At 59.1% G+C, this 22,269-nt stretch carries 18 protein-coding genes; 14 read left to right on the top strand and 4 right to left on the bottom strand.

Annotation, left to right across the window (positions count from 1 at the left end; translation table 11 throughout):
* The 7 genes from B3187_RS00225 to ispH form a co-directional block, all read left to right on the top strand.
* Positions 1 to 409, top strand: a 409-nt coding sequence (locus tag B3187_RS00225; RefSeq protein ID WP_286804123.1) for a lipid II flippase MurJ, incomplete at its 5' end; no start/stop codon positions are given.
* Positions 410 to 595: 186 nt separating this feature from the next.
* Positions 596 to 2,191, top strand: coding sequence for a DUF342 domain-containing protein (locus B3187_RS00230; RefSeq protein ID WP_286804124.1), 1,596 nt, complete (start codon positions 596 to 598; stop codon positions 2,189 to 2,191).
* Positions 2,192 to 2,325: 134 nt separating this feature from the next.
* Positions 2,326 to 3,285: a bifunctional riboflavin kinase/FAD synthetase gene (ribF, locus tag B3187_RS00235; RefSeq protein WP_286804125.1), complete on the top strand. Its 960-nt coding sequence runs from the start codon at positions 2,326 to 2,328 to the stop codon at positions 3,283 to 3,285.
* Positions 3,286 to 3,526: 241 nt separating this feature from the next.
* Complete coding sequence (gene ileS, locus B3187_RS00240; RefSeq protein WP_286804126.1) at positions 3,527 to 6,325, top strand: isoleucine--tRNA ligase; 2,799 nt, start codon at positions 3,527 to 3,529, stop codon at positions 6,323 to 6,325.
* A complete protein-coding gene (lspA, locus tag B3187_RS00245; RefSeq protein ID WP_286804127.1) occupies positions 6,318 to 6,797 on the top strand; it encodes a signal peptidase II in 480 nt (159 codons plus the stop codon). The genes ileS and lspA overlap by 8 nt, the downstream gene beginning before the upstream one ends.
* The gene (locus B3187_RS00250; RefSeq protein ID WP_024462540.1) at positions 6,790 to 7,242 is read left to right on the top strand and encodes an FKBP-type peptidyl-prolyl cis-trans isomerase; all 453 of its coding nucleotides are present in this window, start codon (positions 6,790 to 6,792) and stop codon (positions 7,240 to 7,242) included. Before lspA ends, B3187_RS00250 begins: the two co-directional genes overlap by 8 nt.
* Before the next feature lie 73 nt (positions 7,243 to 7,315).
* Entirely contained in the window at positions 7,316 to 8,248 is a 933-nt protein-coding gene (gene ispH / locus B3187_RS00255; protein ID WP_286804128.1) for a 4-hydroxy-3-methylbut-2-enyl diphosphate reductase, read from the top strand.
* A gap of 5 nt (positions 8,249 to 8,253) precedes the next feature.
* On the opposite strand, the gene B3187_RS00260 is transcribed toward ispH, so the two are convergent.
* Positions 8,254 to 8,781: a GspH/FimT family pseudopilin gene (locus B3187_RS00260; protein WP_286804129.1), complete on the bottom strand. Its 528-nt coding sequence runs from the start codon at positions 8,779 to 8,781 to the stop codon at positions 8,254 to 8,256.
* Between the two features lie 212 nt (positions 8,782 to 8,993).
* Here B3187_RS00260 and B3187_RS00265 point away from each other — a divergent pair, with 212 nt between their 5' ends.
* The 6 genes from B3187_RS00265 (at position 8,994) to B3187_RS00290 (ending at position 16,437) form a co-directional block, all read left to right on the top strand.
* On the top strand, positions 8,994 to 9,551 hold the full coding sequence (locus B3187_RS00265) for a GspH/FimT family pseudopilin (protein ID WP_286804130.1): 558 nt from the start codon (positions 8,994 to 8,996) through the stop codon (positions 9,549 to 9,551).
* A gap of 29 nt (positions 9,552 to 9,580) precedes the next feature.
* Entirely contained in the window at positions 9,581 to 10,030 is a 450-nt protein-coding gene (gene pilV, locus B3187_RS00270) for a type IV pilus modification protein PilV (protein ID WP_024462544.1), read from the top strand.
* Positions 10,031 to 10,057: 27 nt separating this feature from the next.
* Positions 10,058 to 11,083 carry a PilW family protein gene (locus tag B3187_RS00275; protein WP_286804131.1) on the top strand — a complete coding sequence of 342 codons (1,026 nt, stop codon included), beginning with the start codon at positions 10,058 to 10,060 and terminating at the stop codon, positions 11,081 to 11,083.
* 11 nt (positions 11,084 to 11,094) lie between these two features.
* A complete protein-coding gene (locus tag B3187_RS00280; RefSeq protein ID WP_286804132.1) occupies positions 11,095 to 11,667 on the top strand; it encodes a pilus assembly PilX family protein in 573 nt (190 codons plus the stop codon).
* Between the two features lie 201 nt (positions 11,668 to 11,868).
* Positions 11,869 to 15,984, top strand: a complete 4,116-nt coding sequence (locus B3187_RS00285) for a pilus assembly protein (RefSeq protein WP_286804133.1) — start codon at positions 11,869 to 11,871, stop codon at positions 15,982 to 15,984.
* A 30-nt stretch (positions 15,985 to 16,014) separates the two neighbouring features.
* Positions 16,015 to 16,437 (top strand): type IV pilin protein, encoded by a 423-nt coding sequence (locus tag B3187_RS00290; protein WP_211331165.1) that lies wholly within the window; start codon positions 16,015 to 16,017, stop codon positions 16,435 to 16,437.
* Between the two features lie 20 nt (positions 16,438 to 16,457).
* Here the strand turns inward: B3187_RS00290 and B3187_RS00295 are convergent, their stop codons facing one another.
* Both B3187_RS00295 and B3187_RS00300 read right to left on the bottom strand, forming a co-directional pair.
* Positions 16,458 to 17,834 (bottom strand): sigma-54-dependent transcriptional regulator, encoded by a 1,377-nt coding sequence (locus tag B3187_RS00295; protein WP_286804134.1) that lies wholly within the window; start codon positions 17,832 to 17,834, stop codon positions 16,458 to 16,460.
* 37 nt (positions 17,835 to 17,871) lie between these two features.
* Complete coding sequence (locus B3187_RS00300) at positions 17,872 to 19,479, bottom strand: sensor histidine kinase (protein ID WP_123639513.1); 1,608 nt, start codon at positions 19,477 to 19,479, stop codon at positions 17,872 to 17,874.
* 127 nt (positions 19,480 to 19,606) lie between these two features.
* Between B3187_RS00300 and B3187_RS00305 the strand changes: the two genes are divergently transcribed.
* The gene (locus tag B3187_RS00305) at positions 19,607 to 21,232 is read left to right on the top strand and encodes an NAD+ synthase (RefSeq protein ID WP_286804135.1); all 1,626 of its coding nucleotides are present in this window, start codon (positions 19,607 to 19,609) and stop codon (positions 21,230 to 21,232) included.
* 86 nt (positions 21,233 to 21,318) lie between these two features.
* Here the strand turns inward: B3187_RS00305 and B3187_RS00310 are convergent, their stop codons facing one another.
* Complete coding sequence (locus B3187_RS00310) at positions 21,319 to 22,230, bottom strand: outer membrane protein assembly factor BamD (protein ID WP_024462552.1); 912 nt, start codon at positions 22,228 to 22,230, stop codon at positions 21,319 to 21,321.
* Positions 22,231 to 22,269 lie beyond the last annotated feature (39 nt).

Raw genomic sequence — 22,269 nt, forward strand, 5'->3', positions numbered from 1 at the left:
AACCCCGGTGCGCATCGGTATTTACGCCATGCTCGCCAATATGCTGCTCAACGTGGTGTTCGTGTTACCGCTTTATCTGATCTTCAATATTGGTCATGTGGGGCTGGCGCTGGCCACCGCGGTTTCCGCCTACCTGAATGCCTATTTGCTGTTCCGGGGCCTGCGTCGGCTCGGTGTTTACCGGCAAGAGCCCGGCTGGGCTCGGCGTTTGCTATCGTTTGGGGGCGCCAATGCGGCCATGGTGGCGGCGCTGGTGGGTGGCCTGTCGGTCTGGACCGGCTGGCAGGAGTGGTTCTGGTGGCAGAGAGGTTGGCGTCTGGCGGTATTGTGTATTCTCGGGCTGGCGGTATATGGCGCGAGTTTGCGCATTATGGGCATCAAATTCAGCGAATTTCGCTCGAACCACTGAAAGCTGGCAGTTTGAGCCGTATGTGCTACGATTGTTGATATGGGCGACAATCGTAAATCCACATCTTCTGGTGCGCCCGCTCCCCAAAAGGGCGCTCCAGCCCCTCAAGAGGCGCCGGCCCCCACCGGATCCGCCTCGGCAGACTCGCGTGCGAGCCAACTTACCCCTTGCGCCATCACGTTTTCGATGGATGAAGCCCGTGGCCTGGTGCAGGGGCGGCTGGAGCCGTCGACCGAGGAGCAGTCCTGGGATCTCGATCGCCTCAGAGTGCGTTTGGCGGAGGCGGGGTATGGTGAATGGTTCGCTCCGCAAGCCACCCTGGAGTCGGCGGTGCAGCAGGCCAACAACGGCCGTTGCGGGGATCTGGTGCTGGCCGAGCGCCGCGATGCCCGGACGGAATGGCGCATTGCTGAGGACCGCCAGGCGGCCTTTCTGACCCTTCACCCGGCGTGGGGTGGCCGCAGGCTGACCCGGGAGGCCCTGCTTAAGGCGCTTCTGACCCAGGGAGTCGTCAAGACCTGTATCCACCTGCGAGCGCTGACCCATGCTGCCGAGGCGGGGCACGCCGAGTCCCTGTGTGTGGCCCGGGCCCGCCTGCCCCAGCCGGGTGAGGACGCCCGTTTTGTGTCTTTGGTGGCGCGGGACGATCAACTGGCATTGGAGGAGGACGAGCAGGGGCGCGTTGACCTCCATCATTTACATGAGTTTGTGGTGGTGGATCCGGGCACGCCCCTGCTGCGCCGTATTCCCGCGACCCAGGGCGAGCCGGGCGAGGACGTCATGGGTGAGCCACTGATGCCGACGCCGGGGCGCGACCGGAGTTTTGATGCTCTGGACGACAGTGTTGAGCCGGACCCGGAAGATGCCAACGTGCTGCGGGCCGCCATCCGGGGGCATCCGGTATTTTCATCCAGCGGCGTACGGGTGGACCCCACCTTGCGCCTCAAGGCGGTGGATGTCTCCACGGGCAATATCGATTTTGAGGGTTCGGTGGAGGTGGCGGGGGATGTCGCCAGCGGTTTTGTGCTCAGTGCCACGGGAGACATCCTGATCCGCGGGATGGTTGAAAAAGCCGATATCCGCGCCGGCGGTAATCTCACTGTGCTTGGCGGCGTCATGGGAGAAGAGGTGGGCCGGCGCCATGACGGCGATTTACGCCTGCGCACGCACCTCACCTCTGGCGGAACACTGAGCGCGAAATTTATCAATCTGGCGTATGTTAACGTCCGCTATGATCTGCTGGTGCGCGAGTATGCCCTGCAGTGCCGGCTGGTGGCGGGACGGGACATCATACTCGGGCAACCGACGGGTAAGGGCAGTCTCATCGGGGGTAGCGCCAGCGCCGGCCGGGCGCTGGTGGCCAATACCTTGGGCAGCGAGGCCGGAGTCGCCACCGAAGTGTCCGTGGGGCGCCCCAACCGCCGGCGTCGCCTGGTGGGGCAGCTCAAAGAAGCCTTGACGCTGTGCGAGCACAACTGGCAGCGGGTGTGCGACACCCTGGATTGTATCCAGCGGGGGGAGATGGCCACGCCGCCCACCGATAAACTGAAACGACTTTATGCGACCCGGGACTCACTGCGGGCGCGCCGCCAGAGAATCCGTGGATTGATCGACCGCCTGGTGGGGGCTCGGCAAAGTGCCAGGCCCAGTCGGGTAGAGGTCAAAAAGCGTCAGCATGCCAACCTCAGCCTCAACATTGACGGCGTTCGCCGCTACTTCAATACCGAACATGGTCCCTCGTGCTGGCACAGGCAAGGCGCCGAACTGGTGCGCGGCTCCTGAATCGGTCTTCCCCCCAAGCCCTAGTCACCTCTTACTCCAGCCCGCCCGGTCTTGTACCTCTTACCCCCACCCGCCCGCTCCTGTATACTCACGCGTTTTGTAAAGTCGACTGAGCGAGGCGAGCGGGCATTACTGTGAAACCGGCCCCCAAAGAGTTCATCCGCGGGCTGCACAACCTGCGCCCCCGACACCGGGGCTGCGTGGCGACCATCGGTACCTTCGATGGCGTGCACCTAGGCCACCGGGCCATCCTGCGCCAGCTGACCGACGCCGCCGAACAGCACCAGCAGCCCGCCGTGGCCATCATATTCGAGCCCCAACCGCACGAATACTTCGCCCGCGAACGGGCCCCGGCCCGGCTGATGCGACTGCGGGAAAAAATCCAGGCCCTGTTCAGCGCCGGCGTCCAGCGGATACTGTGCCTGCGCTTCAACGAAGAACTGCGCAGCCTCACCGCCCAGCAGTTCATCGACCGCATACTGGTGCAAGGCCTCGGCATCCACCATTTGGTCGTGGGCGACGACTTCCGCTTCGGCTGCGACCGCGCCGGCGACTTCGAACTGCTCACCGCCGTGGGCCGGGAGCAAGGCTTCACCGTCAGCGACACCTGCACCCTGGAACACGCCGGGGCGCGAATCAGCAGCACCCGCATCCGCCAGGCCCTGGAAGCGGGCGAATTCGGCCTCGCCGAACAACTGCTCGGCCACCCCTACCGCATCGGCGGACGGGTAGGCTATGGCAAACAACTGGGCCGACAACTGGGCGTACCCACCGCCAACGTGCAACTGCGACGCTACCGTTCGCCCCTGCACGGCGTCTTCGCCATCACCGCCCACCGGGCCGATGGCAGCGCCCACCCGGGCGTCGCCAACGTCGGCGTACGCCCCACCGTCAGCGGCTCCACCCGGCCGATCCTTGAAGTCCACCTGCTGGACTTCACCGGGAACCTCTACGGGGAGCGCATCGACGTGGAATTTCACCGCAAACTGCGGGAAGAACAGAAGTTTGAATCGATCGACAAACTGCAAGAGCAACTGCAGAAAGATATTGCAGAAGCAAAACAGTTTTTTAAGCAAGGTAAAGGGACACACTGAACTCGGAATTTGGCACGGAGGCCCGAAGCGGGTAAAGCCTTCCCGGACCGTGGAGCCGGGGACCGGCGATTCGAGCCCCCAGGGATGGGTTTACGGCGTGTCCGGGAAGGCTTTACCCGCTTCGGGCCGGACTCAAATTTGGCACGAAGGTTCTGTGGTGGGCGACCCCACAACGGGCCGAACCGATTAACGAAGCGTATTACGCACTCGAAAGCCACAAATACTTGGCGAATTGACGATTATGAGCGACTACAAAGCAACCCTGAATCTGCCCCACACTGCCTTCGCCATGAAGGCCAACCTGGCACAGCGCGAGCCCGAAATGCTCAAACGCTGGCAGAAAGACGATCTTTACCAGCAAATCCGAAAGGCGCGCTCTGGTCGGGAGCAATTCATCCTGCACGACGGCCCCCCCTACGCCAACGGTGACATTCACATCGGCCACGCCGTCAACAAAATTCTGAAAGACATCATCGTCAAAAGCAAAACCCTCAGCGGCTTTGACGCCCCCTACGTGCCCGGCTGGGACTGCCACGGCCTGCCCATCGAACACAACGTCGAAAAGAAACACGGCAAAGCCGGCGTCAAACTCGATCACAAAGCCTTCCGGCAAAAATGCCGCGACTACGCCGCGCGCCAGGTCAAAGGCCAGAAAGAAGACTTCATCCGCCTGGGCGTGCTCGGTGAGTGGGACAACCCCTACCTCACCATGGACTACAAATTCGAGGCAGACATCATCCGCTCGCTCGGCAAAATCGCCGACCAGGGCCACCTGCACAAAGGCTTCAAACCCGTCTACTGGAGCGTCGTGGGCGGCTCCGCCCTGGCCGAAGCCGAAGTCGAATACCAGGACAAAACCTCCTACTCCATCGATGTGAAATTCGCCTTCACCGATCAGCACGCCCTGGAGCACGCCGTGCCGGGCCTGACCGGCAGCGGCGACGTGTCACTGGTCATCTGGACCACCACCCCCTGGACGCTGCCCGCCAACCAGGCGGTCAGCGTCAATCCGGAACTGGACTACGTCGTGGTACAGACCGGTGACGAACGACTGTTGGTGGCCGAAGCGCTGCTCGAATCGGTGATGCAGCGGGCCGGGCAGGAGGACTACAAAGTGGTCGGGCGTACACCGGGCAAGGAGCTGGAAAACCTGCAGGTGCACCATCCGTTCTATGCCCGGCAGGTGCCGGTCATCTGCGGTGACCACGTCACCACCGACGCCGGTACCGGCTGCGTGCACACCGCCCCGGACCATGGCATGGACGACTTTGTGGTCGGTCAGAAATACGGCATCGGCACCCTGAACTACATCGACGACAACGGCCTGTATCGCGACAGCGTGGAGATCTTTGCCGGCGAGCACGTCTACAAAGTGGACGAAAAGGTCGTCGCCCTGCTGGAAGAAAAGGGCGCCCTGCTGGCCCAGGGTAAAATCACCCACAGCTTCCCTCATTGCTGGCGCACCAAAACTCCGCTGATCTTCCGGGCCACCCCCCAGTGGTTCGTGAGCATGACCAAGAACCAGCTGCGCGAGCAGGTGAGCGATGCGGTCGATCAGGTGCAGTGGGTGCCGGATTGGGGCCGCGCGCGCATCGACTCCATGCTGGCCTCCTCGCCGGACTGGTGTATCTCCCGTCAGCGCACCTGGGGTGTGCCCATTGCTCTGTTCGTTCACAAGGAAACCGGTGATCTGCACCCGGAAACGCCGGCACTGATCGAAGCGGTCGCCAAAAAAGTCGAGCAGGACGGGATGGATGCCTGGTTTGATCTGGATGCCGCTGAATTGCTGGGCGACGATGCCGAGCGCTACCAGAAGGTCACCGATACCCTGGATGTCTGGTTCGACTCCGGGGTGACCCATTTTGCGGTACTGCAGCAGCGCGGTTATCTGCGCTACCCGGCGGACCTGTACCTGGAAGGCTCGGATCAGCATCGCGGCTGGTTCCAGTCCTCCCTGAAAACCGCCATGGCCATGAACGGTACGCCGCCCTATAAAACCGTACTGACTCACGGCTTTACTGTGGATGCCCAGGGTCGGAAAATGTCCAAGTCCGTGGGCAATGTGGTGCCGCCCCAGAAAGTCATGAAAGAATTGGGCGCCGATGTTCTGCGTCTGTGGGTGGCCGCCACGGATTTCAGTGGCGAGATGAGCGTCTCCGACGAGATTCTCAAGCGCACCGCCGACTCCTATCGTCGCATCCGCAATACCGCCCGCTTCATGCTGTCCAATCTGAACGGGTTCGAGCCTTCTGAACACGCTGTGGCACCAGAGAAAATGGTGGCGCTGGATCGCTGGATCGTCGGTCGCGCCGCCGAGCTGCAGGCCGATATCATCAAGGCCTACGACCAGTATCAGTTCCACCTGATTTACCAGAAGCTGCACAACTTCTGCGTGGTGGAACTGGGCGGTTTCTACCTGGACATCATCAAGGACCGCCAGTACACCACCCAGGCGGACAGTCTGGCGCGGCGCTCGGCCCAGACCGCGCTCTATCACGTCACCGAAGCGATGGTGCGCTGGATCGCACCGATTTTGAGCTTCACCGCCGATGAAATCTGGCCGCTGGTGCCCGGTGAACGTCAGGGACCGGTGTTTGCCGCCGAATGGTACACGTTACCCGAGGCCGGTGAGTCCGAGTTCAGCGAAGAGGATTGGCACCAGATCGCCGAAGTCAAAGATGCCGTGAACAAGGTGCTGGAAACCCAGCGCGCCAATGGTGTGATTGGTGGCGCTCTGGGCGCGGAAGTGACTCTGTTTGCCGATGACGACTTGCGAGCCGTGCTGCAGAAACTGGGCGACGAGCTGCGTTTCGTGCTGATCACCTCCACCGCTCAGGTGCGCCCGCTCGATGAGGCCACCGAGGCGGAATTGACGGATGTTGAGGGGCTCAAGGTCGCGGTGGAAAAATCCAGCTACGACAAGTGCGAGCGCTGCTGGCACCACCGGGCCGACGTGGGCAGCGTCGCCCAGCACCCGACCCTGTGCGTCCGCTGTGTGGACAACGTCGAAGGGCAGGGTGAGGAACGCCACTATGCTTAAATCCGCTTGGCGTTGGTACGCCCTGGCAATTGCCGTGATCGCGCTGGACCAGATCAGCAAACACTGGGTATCCGCCGCACTCACCTATGGCGAGCCCGTGGTGTTCACGCCGTTTTTCAACTTCACCCTGCTGCACAACCCCGGCGCGGCGTTCAGCTTTCTGAGTGATGCCGGGGGTTGGCAGCGGTGGTTCTTTACCGTGGTGGCCGCCGTGGTCAGCGTGGTGCTGGTGATCTGGCTGGCGCGGGTGAGCGAAAAACGCTACGAGGCGTTGGCGCTTGCGCTGATTCTGGGCGGTGCCATCGGCAATCTGTACGACCGGGTGGTGCTGGGCTATGTGGTGGATTTTGTCGTGGTGCACTATCAGGATTACTACTGGCCGGCCTTCAATATCGCCGATTCGGCCATTACCGTCGGCGCCGCCCTGTTGATCCTGGATATGTTATTTGGCAAGGACAAACGTCATGACTGAACAGCTGCCCGTGGGGCCCGGGACCACCGTCACGCTCCACTTTTCCCTGCGCCTGGAAGATGGCGAGGAAATCGACTCGAACTTTGATAAAGACCCGGCGACCTTCACCGTCGGTGACGGTAATCTGCTGCCCGGGTTTGAAAAAGTGCTGTTTGGCCTCATGCCGGGTGACCAGCAGGAATTCACCATTCCGCCCGAGGATGGTTTCGGCCAGCACAACCCGAGCAATATGCAGGAAATGCCCCGAGATCAGTTCGGCCCCGATATCGAGCTGGAAGAGGGACTGATGCTCTCCTTTGCCGACGCCCAGAAGGCCGAATTACCCGGGGTGGTGAGGGAATTCGATGATCAGCGGGTGCTGATCGATTTCAACCATCCGCTGGCTGGGCGGGATATCCTGTTCAAAGTGGCGGTTTTGAACGTCGAGCCGGCTCAGGTACACTGAACACCCGCGCCGCCCGTCGGCGCTCACTTTGCGCGGGCCCCGCCCGCCGGAACCTCTCAGGTTGTCTGACACTATGCAAATCAAACTCGCCAACCCCCGCGGCTTCTGTGCCGGTGTCGACCGGGCGATTGATATCGTCAATCGTGCCCTGGATGTCTTTGGCGCCCCCATTTACGTTCGCCACGAAGTGGTCCACAACAAATTTGTGGTCGACACTCTGCGCGAGCGCGGTGCGGTGTTTGTGGAGGAGCTGGAGCAGGTGCCGGACGATGTGATCGTGATTTTCAGTGCCCACGGTGTCTCCCGCGCCGTGCAGCAGGAAGCCCGCGATCGCGGCCTGCAGGTGTTCGATGCCACCTGCCCGCTGGTGACCAAAGTGCACGTGGAAGTGGTGCGTTACAGCCGGGAAGGGCGCGAGTGCGTGCTCATCGGCCACGAGGGGCATCCGGAAGTGGAAGGCACCATGGGTCAGTACGACGCCAGCAATGGCGGTGCCATCTATCTGGTCGAAGATGAAGACGATGTGGCGGCGCTGGAGGTCAAAAACCCCGACCATCTGGCCTATGTCACCCAGACTACCCTGTCCATGGACGATACCGCCAAGGTGATCGACGCCCTGCGGACCAAATACCCCAATATCCTGGGGCCGCGCAAAGACGATATATGCTACGCCACCACCAACCGTCAGGATGCCGTGCGCCAATTGGCGCTAGAGTGTGACCTGGTACTGGTGGTCGGCTCCCACAACAGCTCCAACTCCAACCGCCTGCGCGAGCTGGCCGAGCGCTGCGGCACCGAGGCGTACCTGGTGGACGGCCCAGAGTGCATCCACCGAGAGTGGCTAGAGGGCAAAGAGAGCATCGGCATCACCGCCGGGGCCTCCGCGCCGGAAGTGCTGGTGGAAGAAGTGGTCCAGAAGCTGCGCGGCTGGGGTGCTTTGACGGCCGAAGAGGCCGCGGGGACGCCCGAAACCATCAGTTTCAGCCTGCCCCGGGAACTGCGCTGACCGACTCAGTTGGTGCAGACCTCCGGTCCCACCGTTTGGCGCCTCATTCTGCCCATACGAGAAAGCACAAGCTCGTACCCCTGTAACCCATCTGGACGGCAGATGGTAAGGCGGCCCGCCTGGAAGCCCCCCAGTGCGCTGCCGCTGGGGTGCCGGCTTTCTCCGGTCCCGACATAAGATACGGCTCGCCGTAACTTGCTGTCACTGGAAATCGACAGACCACCCAGATCCGGCGGCAGTTGGTGCGTCAGCACGACGTGCTCTCCGTCATCCCGAACGCCATTGTGGTTCTCGTCATCGAACAGTTCCCAACCCCGCTCCCAGTCACCGAGCGGGCGCAGGGTGACCCGGCCATTGCGGCTGACCGCCCGTTGGCGAGCCAACTGAATGGCATCCTGGAGCGTCTGGGTCATCGTGAGAGTGCGGGTTTCTTCGATCTGCCGCTGGAACCCGGGCAGTCCGATGGTCAGTAGCAGGGACAGAATGACCAGAGTGATAAGCAGTTCCAGAAGCGTCAGTCCACGCTGTGGCATAATTTTCCTCCTTGAAAAGTGGCGGTCTCCCGAGGGTTACCGTTCATACGTCCGTGTTGACCACATGTCGTGCGCCCGCTGGTGGGGCGGCCCGGTTGTGGTAGCGTTGGTACTATAAAGGCGGAGGGTCGGTCCGTCCAGAGAATCACCCGCCACCTGATCAGCCACCGGGCCCGGGCATTGTCCGGCTCAACAACAAAAAGTGTTGATATATGCAACGAAGCACTCCTACTCGCCAACCAGGTTTTACCCTTATTGAGCTGATGGTGACGCTTGCGGTCCTGGCCATCGTCCTGGGGATCGCGATTCCCAGTTTTAACGCCATGATCCGCAACAACCAGTCCCTCGCCCTGGGTGACGAGCTGATCTCGACGCTGAATTTTACCCGCAGCGAGGCGGTCAAGCGCTCCGATATTGTGACCCTGTGTGCCAGCAATGCCGATCGCGATGGCTGCGGCAATGACTGGACCAATGGCTGGCTGGTCATTCTGGATCGCGATGCCGGTGGCGAACAGGGCAATAACCCCACGGTCAACAATGACGCGGATATCCTTCGGGACCGGGAGCCTTTGGCTAACGACATGAGCATCACGATGAACCGGGGTGGGGCGGTGACCTATGTTCGCTTCAATCAGTTGGGTGCGCTGGCGCGCACGGACAATAATCAGGTGACCGGCCTGGCGCGCCATGACGACTGCACCAACGATTCGGCCCGGGCGATCCGGATCAGCCTGTCCGGATCGGTCAATTCCGCCCGAGCCGAGTGCTAACCCCCGTGAGACGGTTTGAGGAATCTGTAATGTCACTGAACAGTTCGCATAAACAATCGGGGGCCGGCTTGATCGAGGTGTTGGTCACCGTTCTGATTCTGGCCACGTCGCTCTTGGCCATGGGAGCCCTGCAGAACCGCAGCCTGCAGTTCAACCACAGTGCCTATTTGCGCTCTCAGGCCAATATTCTTGCGTACGACATCATGGACCGGATGCGAATCAACCGGGACCGTATCGACAGCTATGACGGCTATGGTTTTGGCGATGATGCGCCGGCGGGCAATTCGTTGGCGGACACAGACGTCCAGCAGTGGCTGGATCGGCTTGAGAGGACGTTGCCTGGCGGCGAGGGAGCCATTGACTGCGATGCCAACCAGTTGTGCACCATCAGTTTGCGCTGGGTGGATGAAGACGCTGCACCGGATGAGGCGGGTGAAGACGCCCAACTGGTCACTTTTACCTACAGTTCCCGTATTTAGCGGCCCGGAATCGAGAGAGCGCCTCCCATGCGTAAACAGCAAGGTTTATCACTGATCGAACTGATGATATCGCTGACCCTCGGCATTGTACTGATGACCGGCGTCATGCAGATGTTCCTCACCAGTCGCACCACCTACAACACTCAGCAGGCGATTTCCCGGATTCAGGAAAGTGGCCGGATGGCGGTTGAGTTTCTCGCGCAGGATATCCGTATGGCGGGCTACCAGGGCTGTTCGAGCCGCGGTGCCAATCAGAATATCGAAATTGGGGTGGAGGATCCGACCAACGACTACCTGCTTGATTTCAATATCTCCATACAGGGCTATTCCTCCGATAATCATCCCATGGATGGTATCGATGTCGCCGATGGTTCTGACGTGCTGGTGGTTCGACGGGCAAGTAATGTGACCATGCCCATTGTTGGGCCCACAGGCAGTACCGCCAATCTGGAAGTGGCAGCGGAAGAGGAGGACGACTGTGTGGGGGATGTCTGCCGGGGTGATATTGCCGTTATTTCAGATTGCACTCAGGGCCGGGTATTCCTGATCACCAATTTCCAGAACGTTGGCGGTGGTGGTTCAAAAATCGTCCACGCTCGCTCCAATGTGGCCAACCAGCCGAAAAACCTCGATGCCCAGTTGGGGGGGCAACAGTTTGGTGCCGGCGCCGAAATCCTGCGGATGAGCACCCTGACTTATTACATCGACGAAAGCGGTTTCGGTGCGCCCGGTACCATGAGCCTGTGGCGCGATCAGGATGGTGAACGGGCGGAACTGATCGAAGGTGTCGAGAATATGCGGGTGCTTTACGGTCTGGATTCAAGTGGTGACGGTATCCCCAACGATTATCGGGAATATGACGCTGGTTTAGATTGGGAAAACGTCCTGGCGGTCAGGCTCGAGTTGTTGATGCAAAGCCTGCAGCCAAATGTATTGCCGGACCCCCAGCCCTATTTCTTTGGGGGTGAAACCATCGATGATGCGCGAATTGATGATCGGCGTATGCGTCAGGTTTTCAGCACCACCGTTGGCATCCGCGGACGCCTGGATTAAGAGGTAAACCTATGAACGTCAATGCAGTGACAATGGCTTCAAAACAGCGTGGCGCCGTGCTGATTGTTGGTCTGATCATGGTGCTCCTGATGACCATCGTGGGGCTGGCCGCCATTCGCAGTACCGGTCTGCAGGAGACTATGGCCGGTAACATGCGTGAGCGCAATCTGGCCTTTCAGGCCGCCGAGGCCAGCCTCCGGGTGGGTGAGGCGCTGGTAGAGGACAACAACGTCGATGGGCTGGACTTTTCCGGCGCAACGCCCGGTCTGGAGCCTGATCTGAACCAGCCGGGTCTGGCATTGCCCCCGGTGCATCAATGGACCGATGAGCAGTGGGAAGCCAATGCCGTGCAGGTTGATATGGGGCTGGAGAATATCGGCGATGCCAATCAGCCCTGGTACGTCGTGGAAGAGCTGATGGTGCTGTCGTTCAACGCATCCCAGTCCACCGGTGGCGCCATCGACCAGCAGAGTTTACAGAATACCAATGACCTGCAGATGGAATTCTTTCGGGTCACCAGCCGGGGCCTCAGTGGCTCGGGTGAATCACAGGCCGTGCTTCAGTCAACTTATCGCAAGAATTAACAGGGTAGCGTCATGAAACAACGAATGATGAGTTCCGTGCTATACCGAGGTGCCTGGGCGTTAGGGTTCAGTTTTCTCTCGGTCGCTACCACCCATACGGCCCTGGCTGCTGAGCCGGCCCAGTCGCCCCTATTTATGACCCAACCAGTCCGACCGGTGGCCATGCTGAATATGTCCAATGACCATCAGCTGTTCTTCAAGTTGTACGACGATTACAGCGATATTGATGGGGACGGGGAGCCGGATACCACCTATAAACACGATTACGACTACTACGGTTACTTCGATAGTGGCTTGTGTTATGAATACACCAACAGCCGCTTTGAGCCCGTCAATAACGTCAACGCTGACCGTTACTGTAATGACGGCTCCACGGGCGAGTGGAGCGGTAACTTCCTGAACTGGGCGACCATGACCCGGATGGATGCCGTGCGTAAAATCCTTTACGGGGGCAAGCGCAGCACCGATTCGGCCACTCAGACGGTGTTGGAGCGGGCTTTTCTTCCGAACGATGCTCACTCATTTGCCAAGTATTATAACGGCGACGATGTATCGCGGCTGACACCGTTAAGCCCGGCTACTACCGAGGAAGCGACGAATGAAGACTCGGGCATCACTATCTGTAATACCACTGATCCGAGTGACCGGGATGTACTGTCCCAGAATGTTGACTCTGCTCCATTGATGCGCGTTGCAGAGGGAAACTATTCCCTCTGGGCCAGCAATGAACGCTGGCAGTGCCGTTGGGGGCAGGGAACCAACGACAATGACTCGACCGTATCAGGAATCTATGCACACTCCAGCAGCCCGACCAAAGGAGATGACGATAGTGACCTGAATGCGGATTACCGTGTTCGTGTCGAAGTCTGTAAAGAGAACTTTGTGCCTGACGACAACGCCAATGACTGTGTCGCTTACGGCGACTCCCTGAAACCTACGGGGTTGTTGCAGGAGTTTGGTGAAGATGGATCGATTAATTTCGGTCTGATGACCGGCTCCTACTCGGCCAACAAGTCGGGGGGAACACTGCGTAAGAACGTGGGTTCCATGGAAGACGAAATAAATGAAGATGGGACTTTTGTAACCCCCGCTGACCTCGATAACTATGACGGTATTATCAACACCCTTGACCGGCTTCGGATCTACGGCTACCGGTTTGATAATGGTACCTATTTCGGCACGACGGGCAGTGACGATTGTGAGTGGGAGGAGGCGTCTTTTTCTGATGGTGACTGTTCCAACTGGGGCAATCCACAATCAGAGTTGTATCTGGAGTCTCTGCGTTATCTGGCCGGGCAGAGTGCCACTGACGCATTTGACGTCTCCGACAGTGGACGTATTGACGGGCTGAACAAGGCCAGTTGGGTGGCACCGGTGAATGGCGATAACTACTGTGCGCCGGTGAACGTCATTCAGTTTAACGCCTCGACCAGCTCTTACGATGGCGATCAGTTGACGGGGTTCTCAGACCTCGGTGCGGGAGAAAGCACGCTTGACTTCTTTACCAACGCTGTTGGCGCGGCTGAAAATATCCACGGAAATCAGTACTTTGTCGGTGAGGTTGGCGGTGAAGGCGCTGGAGACAACAACCAGCTCTGTACGGCCAAAACTGTCAGTGGTCTGGCCAATGTTAAAGGTACCTGCCCAGATGCTCCGCGTCTTCAGGGGAGCTACCAGATTGCGGGTCTTGCGTATTATGCCCGCTCCGAAGGCCTACAGATCAATGGCGTATCCAATGATCGTCGAAGCCAGGTCAAAACCTATGGGGTGGCTCTGGCGCCCGCCGTTCCCCAGGTGTCTGTTCCCGTACCGGGCGGTGAGCGCACGGTGTCGATTCAGCCGGCCTGTCGCAACACGACCACCGATCCCGATGCAAACTGTGCGATTGTCGACTTTAAAGTGGTTGATCAGGTCAATACCGACGCAGTCAGCACCGGCAAGCTGTATGTCAACTGGGAGGACAGTGAGCAGGGCGGTGACTATGACCAGGACATGTGGGGCATCATTGAGTATTCGGTCACATCAACCAGTGTCACCGTTACCACCGATGTGGTAGCGGACTCCACGCCAAACGTCATGGGGTTTGGCTACGTGATTGGCGGTACCACGAATGATGGTTTTCATGTGCATTCTGGCATTAACGGATTCAAATCGACTTCCGGAGTCAGTACGATCAGCGCTTGCGACGCTGATAGTGGTTGCGATGAGCCGGATGCGAAGTCTTCTAGCACGTTCGTAGTAGGTACCTCTTCGGCGCAACCTCTGGAGCAACCCCTTTACTTTGCTGCCAAGTGGGGCGGTTATGCTGACGAAGATGAAGCTGATATAGCCGCTTCTGCTAACGACAATTACTTCTTTGCGACAGACCCGCGTGAGTTGCAGCGCGCACTTCGGAAGACGTTCGGAGAAATTGCCGCCGGTATCGGCGCGGCCTCCTCGGTCGCGACCAACTCGACCCGACTCACCGAAGGTTCTTTCGTCTATCAGGCTCTCTTCAATAGTGAGAACTGGTCTGGCGAGATCCGGTCTTTTGAAATCGGTGCGAATGGTGCCATTTCATCGACCGTTTACGCGTCGACCAACAGTGGCATGCCAAGCACCAGTGCAGGGCGCACAGTCTATACCTACAACGACGGCGGCACCGGAAATGCCATGGTTGATTTCACCTGGGAGAACCTGTCGGACACTCAGCGCAACCACCTGATTGCGGGTGACACCGAAACGCTTGGGCAAGATCGCCTGAACTGGGTAAAAGGTGATCGGAGTAAAGAGGGCACGGGTGGATTGAGAGAGCGCGAGAAACTTCTGGGCGATATCGTCAATTCCAGTCCGGTGTATCTTGGCGGCCGCGATTTTGGCTACGGACTGCTGCCGGCGGAGCTGGGCGGTGATACGTACGCGGCTCACGTTGAGGATAAGCGGAGTGAAACTCCCACGCTGTTTGTCGGAGCCAATGACGGTATGCTTCACGCCTTCTATGCCGAGGGGAATAGCGCTCTGCAGGAACGCTTCGCCTACGTGCCGAATGGTGTTTATTCCAAACTGGCGACAATTGCGAGCCCCAATTATGGTCGAGAGGACGTTGCCCATGAGTACACGGTGGACGGCCCACTGGCGGTGGGTGATGCTTACGTGGGTGGTGAGTGGAAAAGCGTGCTCGTTGGCACTTTCGGCGCCGGGGGTAAGGGTATCTTTGCGATGGACGTGACCGACCCTGACTTCCCGGAGTTGATGTTTGAGTTGGCACCCAGCGACCTCTCCGCTCTGGGTAATATGGGCTACATACTCAGTCAGCCACAGATCGCTCGTATGGCCAATGGTCGCTGGGCGGTTGTGTTTGGTAATGGGTATGATGCTGGTACATCGCAACTGTTTATCGTTGATCTGGAGAATCCGACCACCCAGAGTCGGGTCATCGATACGGAAGCGGGAACAGGCCTATCGGGTGTGGCATTACTGGGGAATGCCTATGGAGAAATCAATACCGCCTATGCGGGAGATCTGCAGGGTAACCTCTGGAGATTTGATCTGAGTGATACTCGTCCCGATCGCTGGGATGTAGGACTCTCGGGCAATCCCCTGTTTGTTGCAAAAGATGACGATGGTGACCGCCAGCCAATCACGAGTGCACCGACGTTAGGCTTCAACTCCTTGAAACGCCACACAGTGACGGACTCCAAAGGGGTTATCATGGTGTATTTTGGAACGGGAAAATACTTCGAAAATAGTGATAACCTGGCGACAGCGGATACACCTCAGAACAGTTTTTACGCCATCGCTGACCTGGGAGCAGAGCTGGATTACACAAGCAATGCGGGTCAGGATGGACGGACGTCGATTTTGCATGAAAAGGACATCATCCAGGAAACCGATTCGAGAACCATTGACGGTCAAGACCGAAATGAACCTGACTGGGCCGACGCCGATGTTAATGGCTGGTTTATTGATTTCGATACCGCACTGGGCGAGCGGGTCGTCAGTAAGCCGCTGTTGCTGTTCGATCGCCTGATCTTCCCGACGCTGATCCCTTCTGGTGTAGCCTGTGAGTTTGGGGGACGCAGTTGGTTGATGGAACTGGTAGCCATCGGAGATCGGTATTACGGTGAAAACCTGTTGGATGGTATTGAAGAATACGACTCTCTGATCTTGGGTGATCCCACCTTCGGTGTCATGGGTCCGGGTACAGGCAAGCTCATTCTCAACCCATCTGATGGTGGCGTAAACGGTCAGGATGGCGAGATTGGGCGGTTGCTGGAGGAAGAAGTGGATATCCCAACCGATGCGCTGGGCCGTCAATCCTGGCGCCAGATTCGATAACACCAGATTCGATAACAAGAGGAACGAGTAGTGACGTTATTTCACAGACAATCCCAGGCGGGCTTTACCCTGATTGAGATCATGATCGTGGTGGCCATCCTGGGTATCCTGGCATCTATTGCCTATAGCTCGTATCAGAATCAGGTAATGCGCAGCAATCGTTCGGATGCGCAAGCGACCTTGAACGATACGGCGCAACGTCTACAGCGCTGCTATACGACCTTTTCCAGTTACGACAATGATAATTGTGCGGTGTATCAGCAGTTGACGACAGGCGATGCGCGGATCGATTCACCGGAGGGGATGTATCGGATTACCATTGATGACGAGTCGGCGACCACCTACACGTTGAGCGCCACGGCGATTCGCGCACCGCAAACCGCTGATGAAGACTGCGACACGGAAATGTCTTTGGACCACCGGGGACGCCGGACACCAGAGGCCTGCTGGTAGTCCGAAGCTCGGGCGGCGACTCAGTCGTCGTCCAGCCCCAGTTTCTGTAGCCGGTAGCGCAATGACCGGAAGCTGATGCCCAGGTTTTTTGCCGCCTGGGTTTTATTCCACTTGGCCTGCTCAAGCGCCTTGCACAGGATGTCTTTTTCGACTTCCTGAAGATAATGATCCAGAGAAGGGTACTCCGCGCATCGGGCTACATGGTTGCCTGCACCGTCATTGGCGGGTTCCATGCCGTTACCCATCGGGTCGGTATTATCCGGCAGGTGCAGATCAACCGGGTCGATGACCTGGCTTTCACAGAGCGTAAACGCTCGTTCCAGAATGTTTTCAAGCTCCCGGACATTCCCGGGGAAATGATACTCGCAGAGCTGTTTCATGGCCGGTTGGCTCAGTTGCGGCGTGGGGAAATTGACCTCTCGGGCCAACTGTTCGAGTATGTGGCGGGCCAGCATGGCGATGTCTTCCCTGCGCTCCCTCAGTGGTGGAACCCTTAGCTGGATGACATTAAGCCGATAAAACAGGTCCTGACGGAAGCGGCCCTGCAGCACTTCCTGATCCAGCGCCTTGTGGGTGGCACAGAGAATACGTACATCGGTGCGGATTTCGTTTTGCCCACCGACGGGGCGCACCGCTTTTTCCTGAATCGCCCGCAGCAACTTGACCTGCATGTCCAGTGGCAGGGCGGCGACCTCGTCCAAAAACAGTGTGCCGCCTTCGGCAACCTGAAACAGGCCCGCCTTATCTTGGTGAGCGCCGGTGAAGCTGCCTTTCTTGTGACCGAAAAACTCGCTCTCCATCAACTCCCGGGGAATGGCACCACAGTTTACTGCCACGAATTCACCGGCGGCCCGTGGCCCCAGTTTATGGATGGAGCGGGCCACCAGCTCTTCACCCACCCCGGACTCGCCCGAAATATACACCGGCGCCTGGGAACGGGCCAGTTTCTGAATGCTGGCGATCAGATGCTGAATGGCTTTGGATTGGCCAATAATCGGACACTCGGCCGGCAGCGGCATGGGGGGCAGTTGGCTGGACTGGATCGCGCTGCTGACCAGCTTGCGCAGTGCAGTCAGATCGACGGGCTTGGACACAAAGTCAAAGGCGCCGGCTTTCATGGACTCAATGGCAGTATCAATACTGCCGTGGGCCGTAATCACCGCGACCGGCAACCGGGGATATTCCTGCTGAATGAATTCCACCAGCTCCAGACCGTTCCCGTCAGGTAGGCGCATGTCTGTCAGGCATAGGTCGTACTGGGACTGTGCCAGGCGCTCCTTGGCCAACGTCAGGTTTTCCACGCAGTCGGCCTCAATGCCCATCCGCCCGAGGGTGATATTCAGCAGCTCGCGGATATCGGGCTCGTCATCAATAACCAGAACGCGTTGATTACTCATAGAAAACCTGTGTCAGAGAGTCTGTCGGTGTCGGCCATTAAAGTGCCCGGTCCGGGTGTGCCAACTGAATGTGGAATGCACTGAGTCCATCGGACGTGCGTTCATAGTGTATTAAAGCCTGATTGGCTTCGCAAAGCTCCTTGCAGATGAACAGTCCGAGGCCCGAGCCGGTGCTTTCCGTAGTAAAAAACGGCTCGAAAATATGCCTGCGACGCTCCTCATCAATACCCTCCCCCCAGTCAATGACTCTGATGAAAGGCTGCTGGTTACGCGCTTCTATGCCCGCCTCAATCCTGACCCGGCGCTCTCCCGTAATGGCCTCACTGTAGCGCAAGCCATTGTCGCACAGGTTGGTCAGCACCTGATGGAGCTGACCCGTGTCAAACTTGGCTCCAATGTCAGCACGATCAAGAGATAATTCAAGTGTGCACGGATTGGGCTGGCCGGAGCGGAATTCTTCCGTAAAGTGCTGGAGCCAATCGTTCAGTATGACCTGCTCGGGCCGCGCATTGCGGCGGCGCGAAAGCTGAAGAACATTCTCGATGATCTGGTTCACACGCTTGCTGTGATTATCGATGATCTGAAGCAGGCGCTGGTCGCCGCCGGTGAGCTGATCCGATTCGCTGAGCAGTTGGCTGGCGTGGCTGATGGCGCCGAGGGGGTTGCGTACCTCGTGGGCGATGCTGGCGGTCAATCGGCCCAGGGAAGCGAGCTTGAGCTGCTGAGCCTGCTGGGCAATCAGGCGGTTGTCTTCGACAAAGACCAGGGTCTCTGAGGCGGTGCTCGGATCCAGCGCCGCGAAGTTGATTTTCAGTTCGTTATTGGACGACTGATCCGTGGCCACTACCGATGAAGTGCGACTGTCGGTTTGCCACTGATCAAACTGATTTTTGAGCAGGGGAATGTCATCGAGCGTTCCGGGTGTTTCGCGCACGCCCAGCAGCTCGGCGGCAGAGCGGTTGATCAATTCAACGGACTGGTTCCCCCCCAGAACAACGATGCCGGTCCGCATGCGCTCCACAATCAACTGAGCCAGGCGTTGCAGGTGCTGTGCCTGCCGGGCCTGGGCCAGTGCCTCCTGACTGCTGGTGCGGATCTTCCGAGCCAGATATTGGAAGGTGAGGGCCGTGGTGAAGAGCAGGGCGCCCAGGGTGCCGGCGGAGAACAGGGTACGGTTGTCGATCGACAGCAACCACAGCCGGGTGATGCTCTCGCCCACCACGGCGATGCTGGCCAGAGCCGCCAGCAGAATCGCCAACTGCGCGGGCAGCAGCATGCCGCCAGCCGCCACGACCACCAACTGCAGGTAACCCAGGCCGCTCAAGGCGCCGCCACTGGCATACATCATCAGCGCAATGGCCGCCACGTCCAGAACCAGAAGCACAAAACTCTGCTGATTGGAGGGCAGAAACTTCACCCGCCATAGCAGGCCCAGGGTGATGATGTTGATGCTGGTATAGATGATTGAGGTATAGAGAAAGACGTCCGGGTGGTCGTTGCCGAGAATATTGGGCGCAATGTTGCCCTGAAACATCAACAGCAACAGGCTGCCCAGCAGCGTGCGATAGTAGGTGTATACCCTCAGCAGGTCGTAATTGCTGTAGCTGGATACGCGGGCCATGACAGGGTTGTCGTTGACGGGCATGGGGGACAGAGTACCTTGGCTGTGAGTCTGACCGATCGGGGTCGGATATTATCGCTTTGCGTCGAATCCGCAATTGGCGGACAATACGCGTCGTTTTCCCGCAGTTTATCAGGATGCAGGCCCCTTTATGTCAAGTTTGAGTATCGCAATGGCCCAGATCAACCCGCTGGTCGGGGATATCCCCGGCAATGCCGAGCGGATTCTGGAGCAGGCCCGTCGGGCGGAGGCCCAGGGGGCGGATGTCATCGTCTTTCCGGAGCTGACCCTGTCGGGCTATCCGCCGGAGGACCTGCTGTTGCGTCCGAGTCTCGCGCTGCGGATTGATCGCGCTCTGGACCAACTCAAGCAGGCAGACCTGGGTATTGTGCTGGTGCTCGGGTACCCCAAGGTGGTGGCGGGCCGGGTGTTCAATATGGCCGGCGTGGTTGCTCGTGGGCAGTTGGTGTGCGAGTACGCCAAACAGTGCCTGCCGAATTACCAAGTGTTCGATGAGGTGCGCTACTTTGTGCCGGGTGATAGCGCCTGTGTCTTTGACCTCAAGGGCGTGCCGACGGCTCTGACCATCTGTGAGGATATCTGGCAGCCCGGACCGGTGGAACAGGCCCGGGACGCTGGCGCCAAATTGATGCTGAATCTGAATGCCTCGCCCTTCCACAAAGGCAAGCCGCGTGAGCGGGAGCAGTTGCTGGCCGAGCGCGCGCGGCAAGGGCATATGCCCATCGTTTATGTCAATCAGGTGGGCGGCCAGGACGAGCTGGTATTCGACGGCGGCTCGGTGGCGGTGAACGCCCAGGGCGACCTGTGCCGGCGCCTGCCCGCCTGGCAGGAGTCGCTGGAGCTGCTGCAGGCCAACTGGCACGATGGCTCGGTCCATATGGCCCATCAGGCGCTGGCTCCCCAGCAGCAGGACCTGGACTCCGTGTATCAGGCGCTGGTGACGGGTACGCGGGATTATGTGAACAAGAATGGTTTCAAAGGCGTGGTGCTGGGCCTTTCCGGCGGCATCGACTCGGCCCTGACGCTGGCCATCGCCGTGGATGCGTTGGGTCCGGAGCGGGTAACGGCGATCATGATGCCGTTTCGATACACCTCGGAACTGAGTCAGACCGACGCCGCCGAACAGGCCCGCCGCATGGGCGTGCGTTACCACTCACTGAGTATCGAGCCCATGTACGAGGCCTTTATGGCGACCCTGGATCCCGTCTTCGAGGGGGCCAAACGGGATACCACCGAGGAGAACCTGCAGGCCCGCTGTCGAGGCGTCCTGCTGATGGCCTGGTCCAACAAACGGGGCGACCTGGTGCTGACCACGGGCAACAAAAGTGAGCTCGCGGTCGGTTACTCCACCCTGTACGGCGATATGGCCGGCGGGTTCGATGCGCTCAAAGACGTTCCCAAAACCCTGGTGTTTGAGCTGTCCAGGCACCGCAACGAACAGGGCGAGGTGATTCCCCCGTCCGTCATTACCCGCCCACCGTCCGCCGAGTTGGCGCCGGATCAGAAAGATGAGGACAGCCTGCCGCCTTACGAGGTGCTGGATCAGATACTGGCGTTGTATGTGGAGCAGGATTGCAGTGCGGAAGCCATTATTGCCCGGGGTTTTGAGCGGGAAGATGTCGAGCGCGTGGTCCGACTGGTGGACATCAATGAATACAAGCGCCGCCAGGCCCCGATTGGCGTGCGCATCACCCAGCGTGGCTTCGGCCGCGATCGGCGTTATCCTATTACGTCCGGATGGAAGTTGGGAGAGTAAGAAAACTGACGGTAAGAGCGGGCGCTTTCCCTTAGGTCGGGTTAGCGCCCAGCGCGTAACCCGACACGGTCACACCAAAACAGCCATCAAACCCCTGAAGGCGGCTGCGGCGCGTCCTGATATTCCGGATTATAAAGCTCCCGGGTATCAAAGCCCGGTGGCTCACTCTTGTCGAACAAGCCAAAGGTGATCAGGCTCAGCCAGCTGCGATCGCCCTCATCCGAACTGTACTGGAAATCAAAAGAACCATCGTCGTTCAGCGCCGGGTGGTCCGGGTAGTTCAGCTTGAGGATATCCAGCATCTGGGCGGACAACTCCGGCATATCCAGCAGCTCGTAGCCCTGCACCATCACTGCCAGTGCATCGGGAACGGCAGGGGTGGTATCAAAGTTTTCCAGTACGTAGCGCCCACGGTTGGTGGCTGCGACATAGGCGCCGCGTTTGAAGTAGTAGTTGGCCACGTGAATTTCGTAGCGGGCCAGCAGGTTGCGCAGGTACAGCATGCGGCGCTTGGCGTCCGAGGCGTAAATGCTGTCCGGGAAGCGGGTGAGGAGCTGGGCGAAGTGGTCCAGGGAGTCCCGTGCGGCGCCGGGGTCGCGCTGGGTGAGGTCCGTCGGCAGCACCCGCTCGAACATGCCACGACCCTCGGTAAAGGAGCTGAGCCCTTTCATATAATAGGCGTAATCCACATTGCGGTGCTGGGGGTGAAGACGGATGAATCGGTCGGCCGTGGCCGATACCATATCGGCGTCGCCGGAGCGGTAGTAGGCGTAAATCAGCTCCAGCTGGGCCTGCTCGGCATAGGTGCCAAACGGGAAGTTCTCTTCCAGTGATTGCAGGTTGCTGATGGCGGTTTCCCACTGACTGCGGCGCATTTGCGCCTGCGCGGCCTCGTAAAGGTCGGCCTCACTGGTATACTCTGGCTCGCGATCGGTATTGGAGCAGGCGGTAATCAGCGCCAACAGGCCGCCGAGCAGTAGGAGTTGCAGGACTCGCATAGGATTCAAAACTCGTTCACGATTCAAAAGTCAGTGGGC

Origin of the sequence: Marinimicrobium sp. UBA4209 (assembly GCF_002381585.1) — a bacterium.
In the GTDB taxonomy this organism is placed as follows: domain Bacteria; phylum Pseudomonadota; class Gammaproteobacteria; order Pseudomonadales; family Cellvibrionaceae; genus Marinimicrobium; species Marinimicrobium koreense.

Excerpts from the sequence above, each read along its gene's own strand:
- pilV (WP_024462544.1), top strand. The coding sequence starts at position 9,581 with ATGTCACTGAACAGTTCGCATAAACAATCGGGGGCCGGCTTGATCGAG.
- B3187_RS00310 (WP_024462552.1), bottom strand. The coding sequence starts at position 22,230 with ATGCGAGTCCTGCAACTCCTACTGCTCGGCGGCCTGTTGGCGCTGATT.
- B3187_RS00275 (WP_286804131.1), top strand. The coding sequence starts at position 10,058 with ATGCGTAAACAGCAAGGTTTATCACTGATCGAACTGATGATATCGCTG.
- B3187_RS00230 (WP_286804124.1), top strand. The coding sequence starts at position 596 with ATGGATGAAGCCCGTGGCCTGGTGCAGGGGCGGCTGGAGCCGTCGACC.
- ileS (WP_286804126.1), top strand. The coding sequence starts at position 3,527 with ATGAGCGACTACAAAGCAACCCTGAATCTGCCCCACACTGCCTTCGCC.
- ispH (WP_286804128.1), top strand. The coding sequence starts at position 7,316 with ATGCAAATCAAACTCGCCAACCCCCGCGGCTTCTGTGCCGGTGTCGAC.
- lspA (WP_286804127.1), top strand. The coding sequence starts at position 6,318 with ATGCTTAAATCCGCTTGGCGTTGGTACGCCCTGGCAATTGCCGTGATC.
- B3187_RS00305 (WP_286804135.1), top strand. The coding sequence starts at position 19,607 with ATGTCAAGTTTGAGTATCGCAATGGCCCAGATCAACCCGCTGGTCGGG.
- B3187_RS00280 (WP_286804132.1), top strand. The coding sequence starts at position 11,095 with ATGAACGTCAATGCAGTGACAATGGCTTCAAAACAGCGTGGCGCCGTG.
- B3187_RS00260 (WP_286804129.1), bottom strand. The coding sequence starts at position 8,781 with ATGCCACAGCGTGGACTGACGCTTCTGGAACTGCTTATCACTCTGGTC.
- B3187_RS00250 (WP_024462540.1), top strand. The coding sequence starts at position 6,790 with ATGACTGAACAGCTGCCCGTGGGGCCCGGGACCACCGTCACGCTCCAC.
- B3187_RS00300 (WP_123639513.1), bottom strand. The coding sequence starts at position 19,479 with ATGCCCGTCAACGACAACCCTGTCATGGCCCGCGTATCCAGCTACAGC.
- B3187_RS00265 (WP_286804130.1), top strand. The coding sequence starts at position 8,994 with ATGCAACGAAGCACTCCTACTCGCCAACCAGGTTTTACCCTTATTGAG.
- B3187_RS00295 (WP_286804134.1), bottom strand. The coding sequence starts at position 17,834 with ATGAGTAATCAACGCGTTCTGGTTATTGATGACGAGCCCGATATCCGC.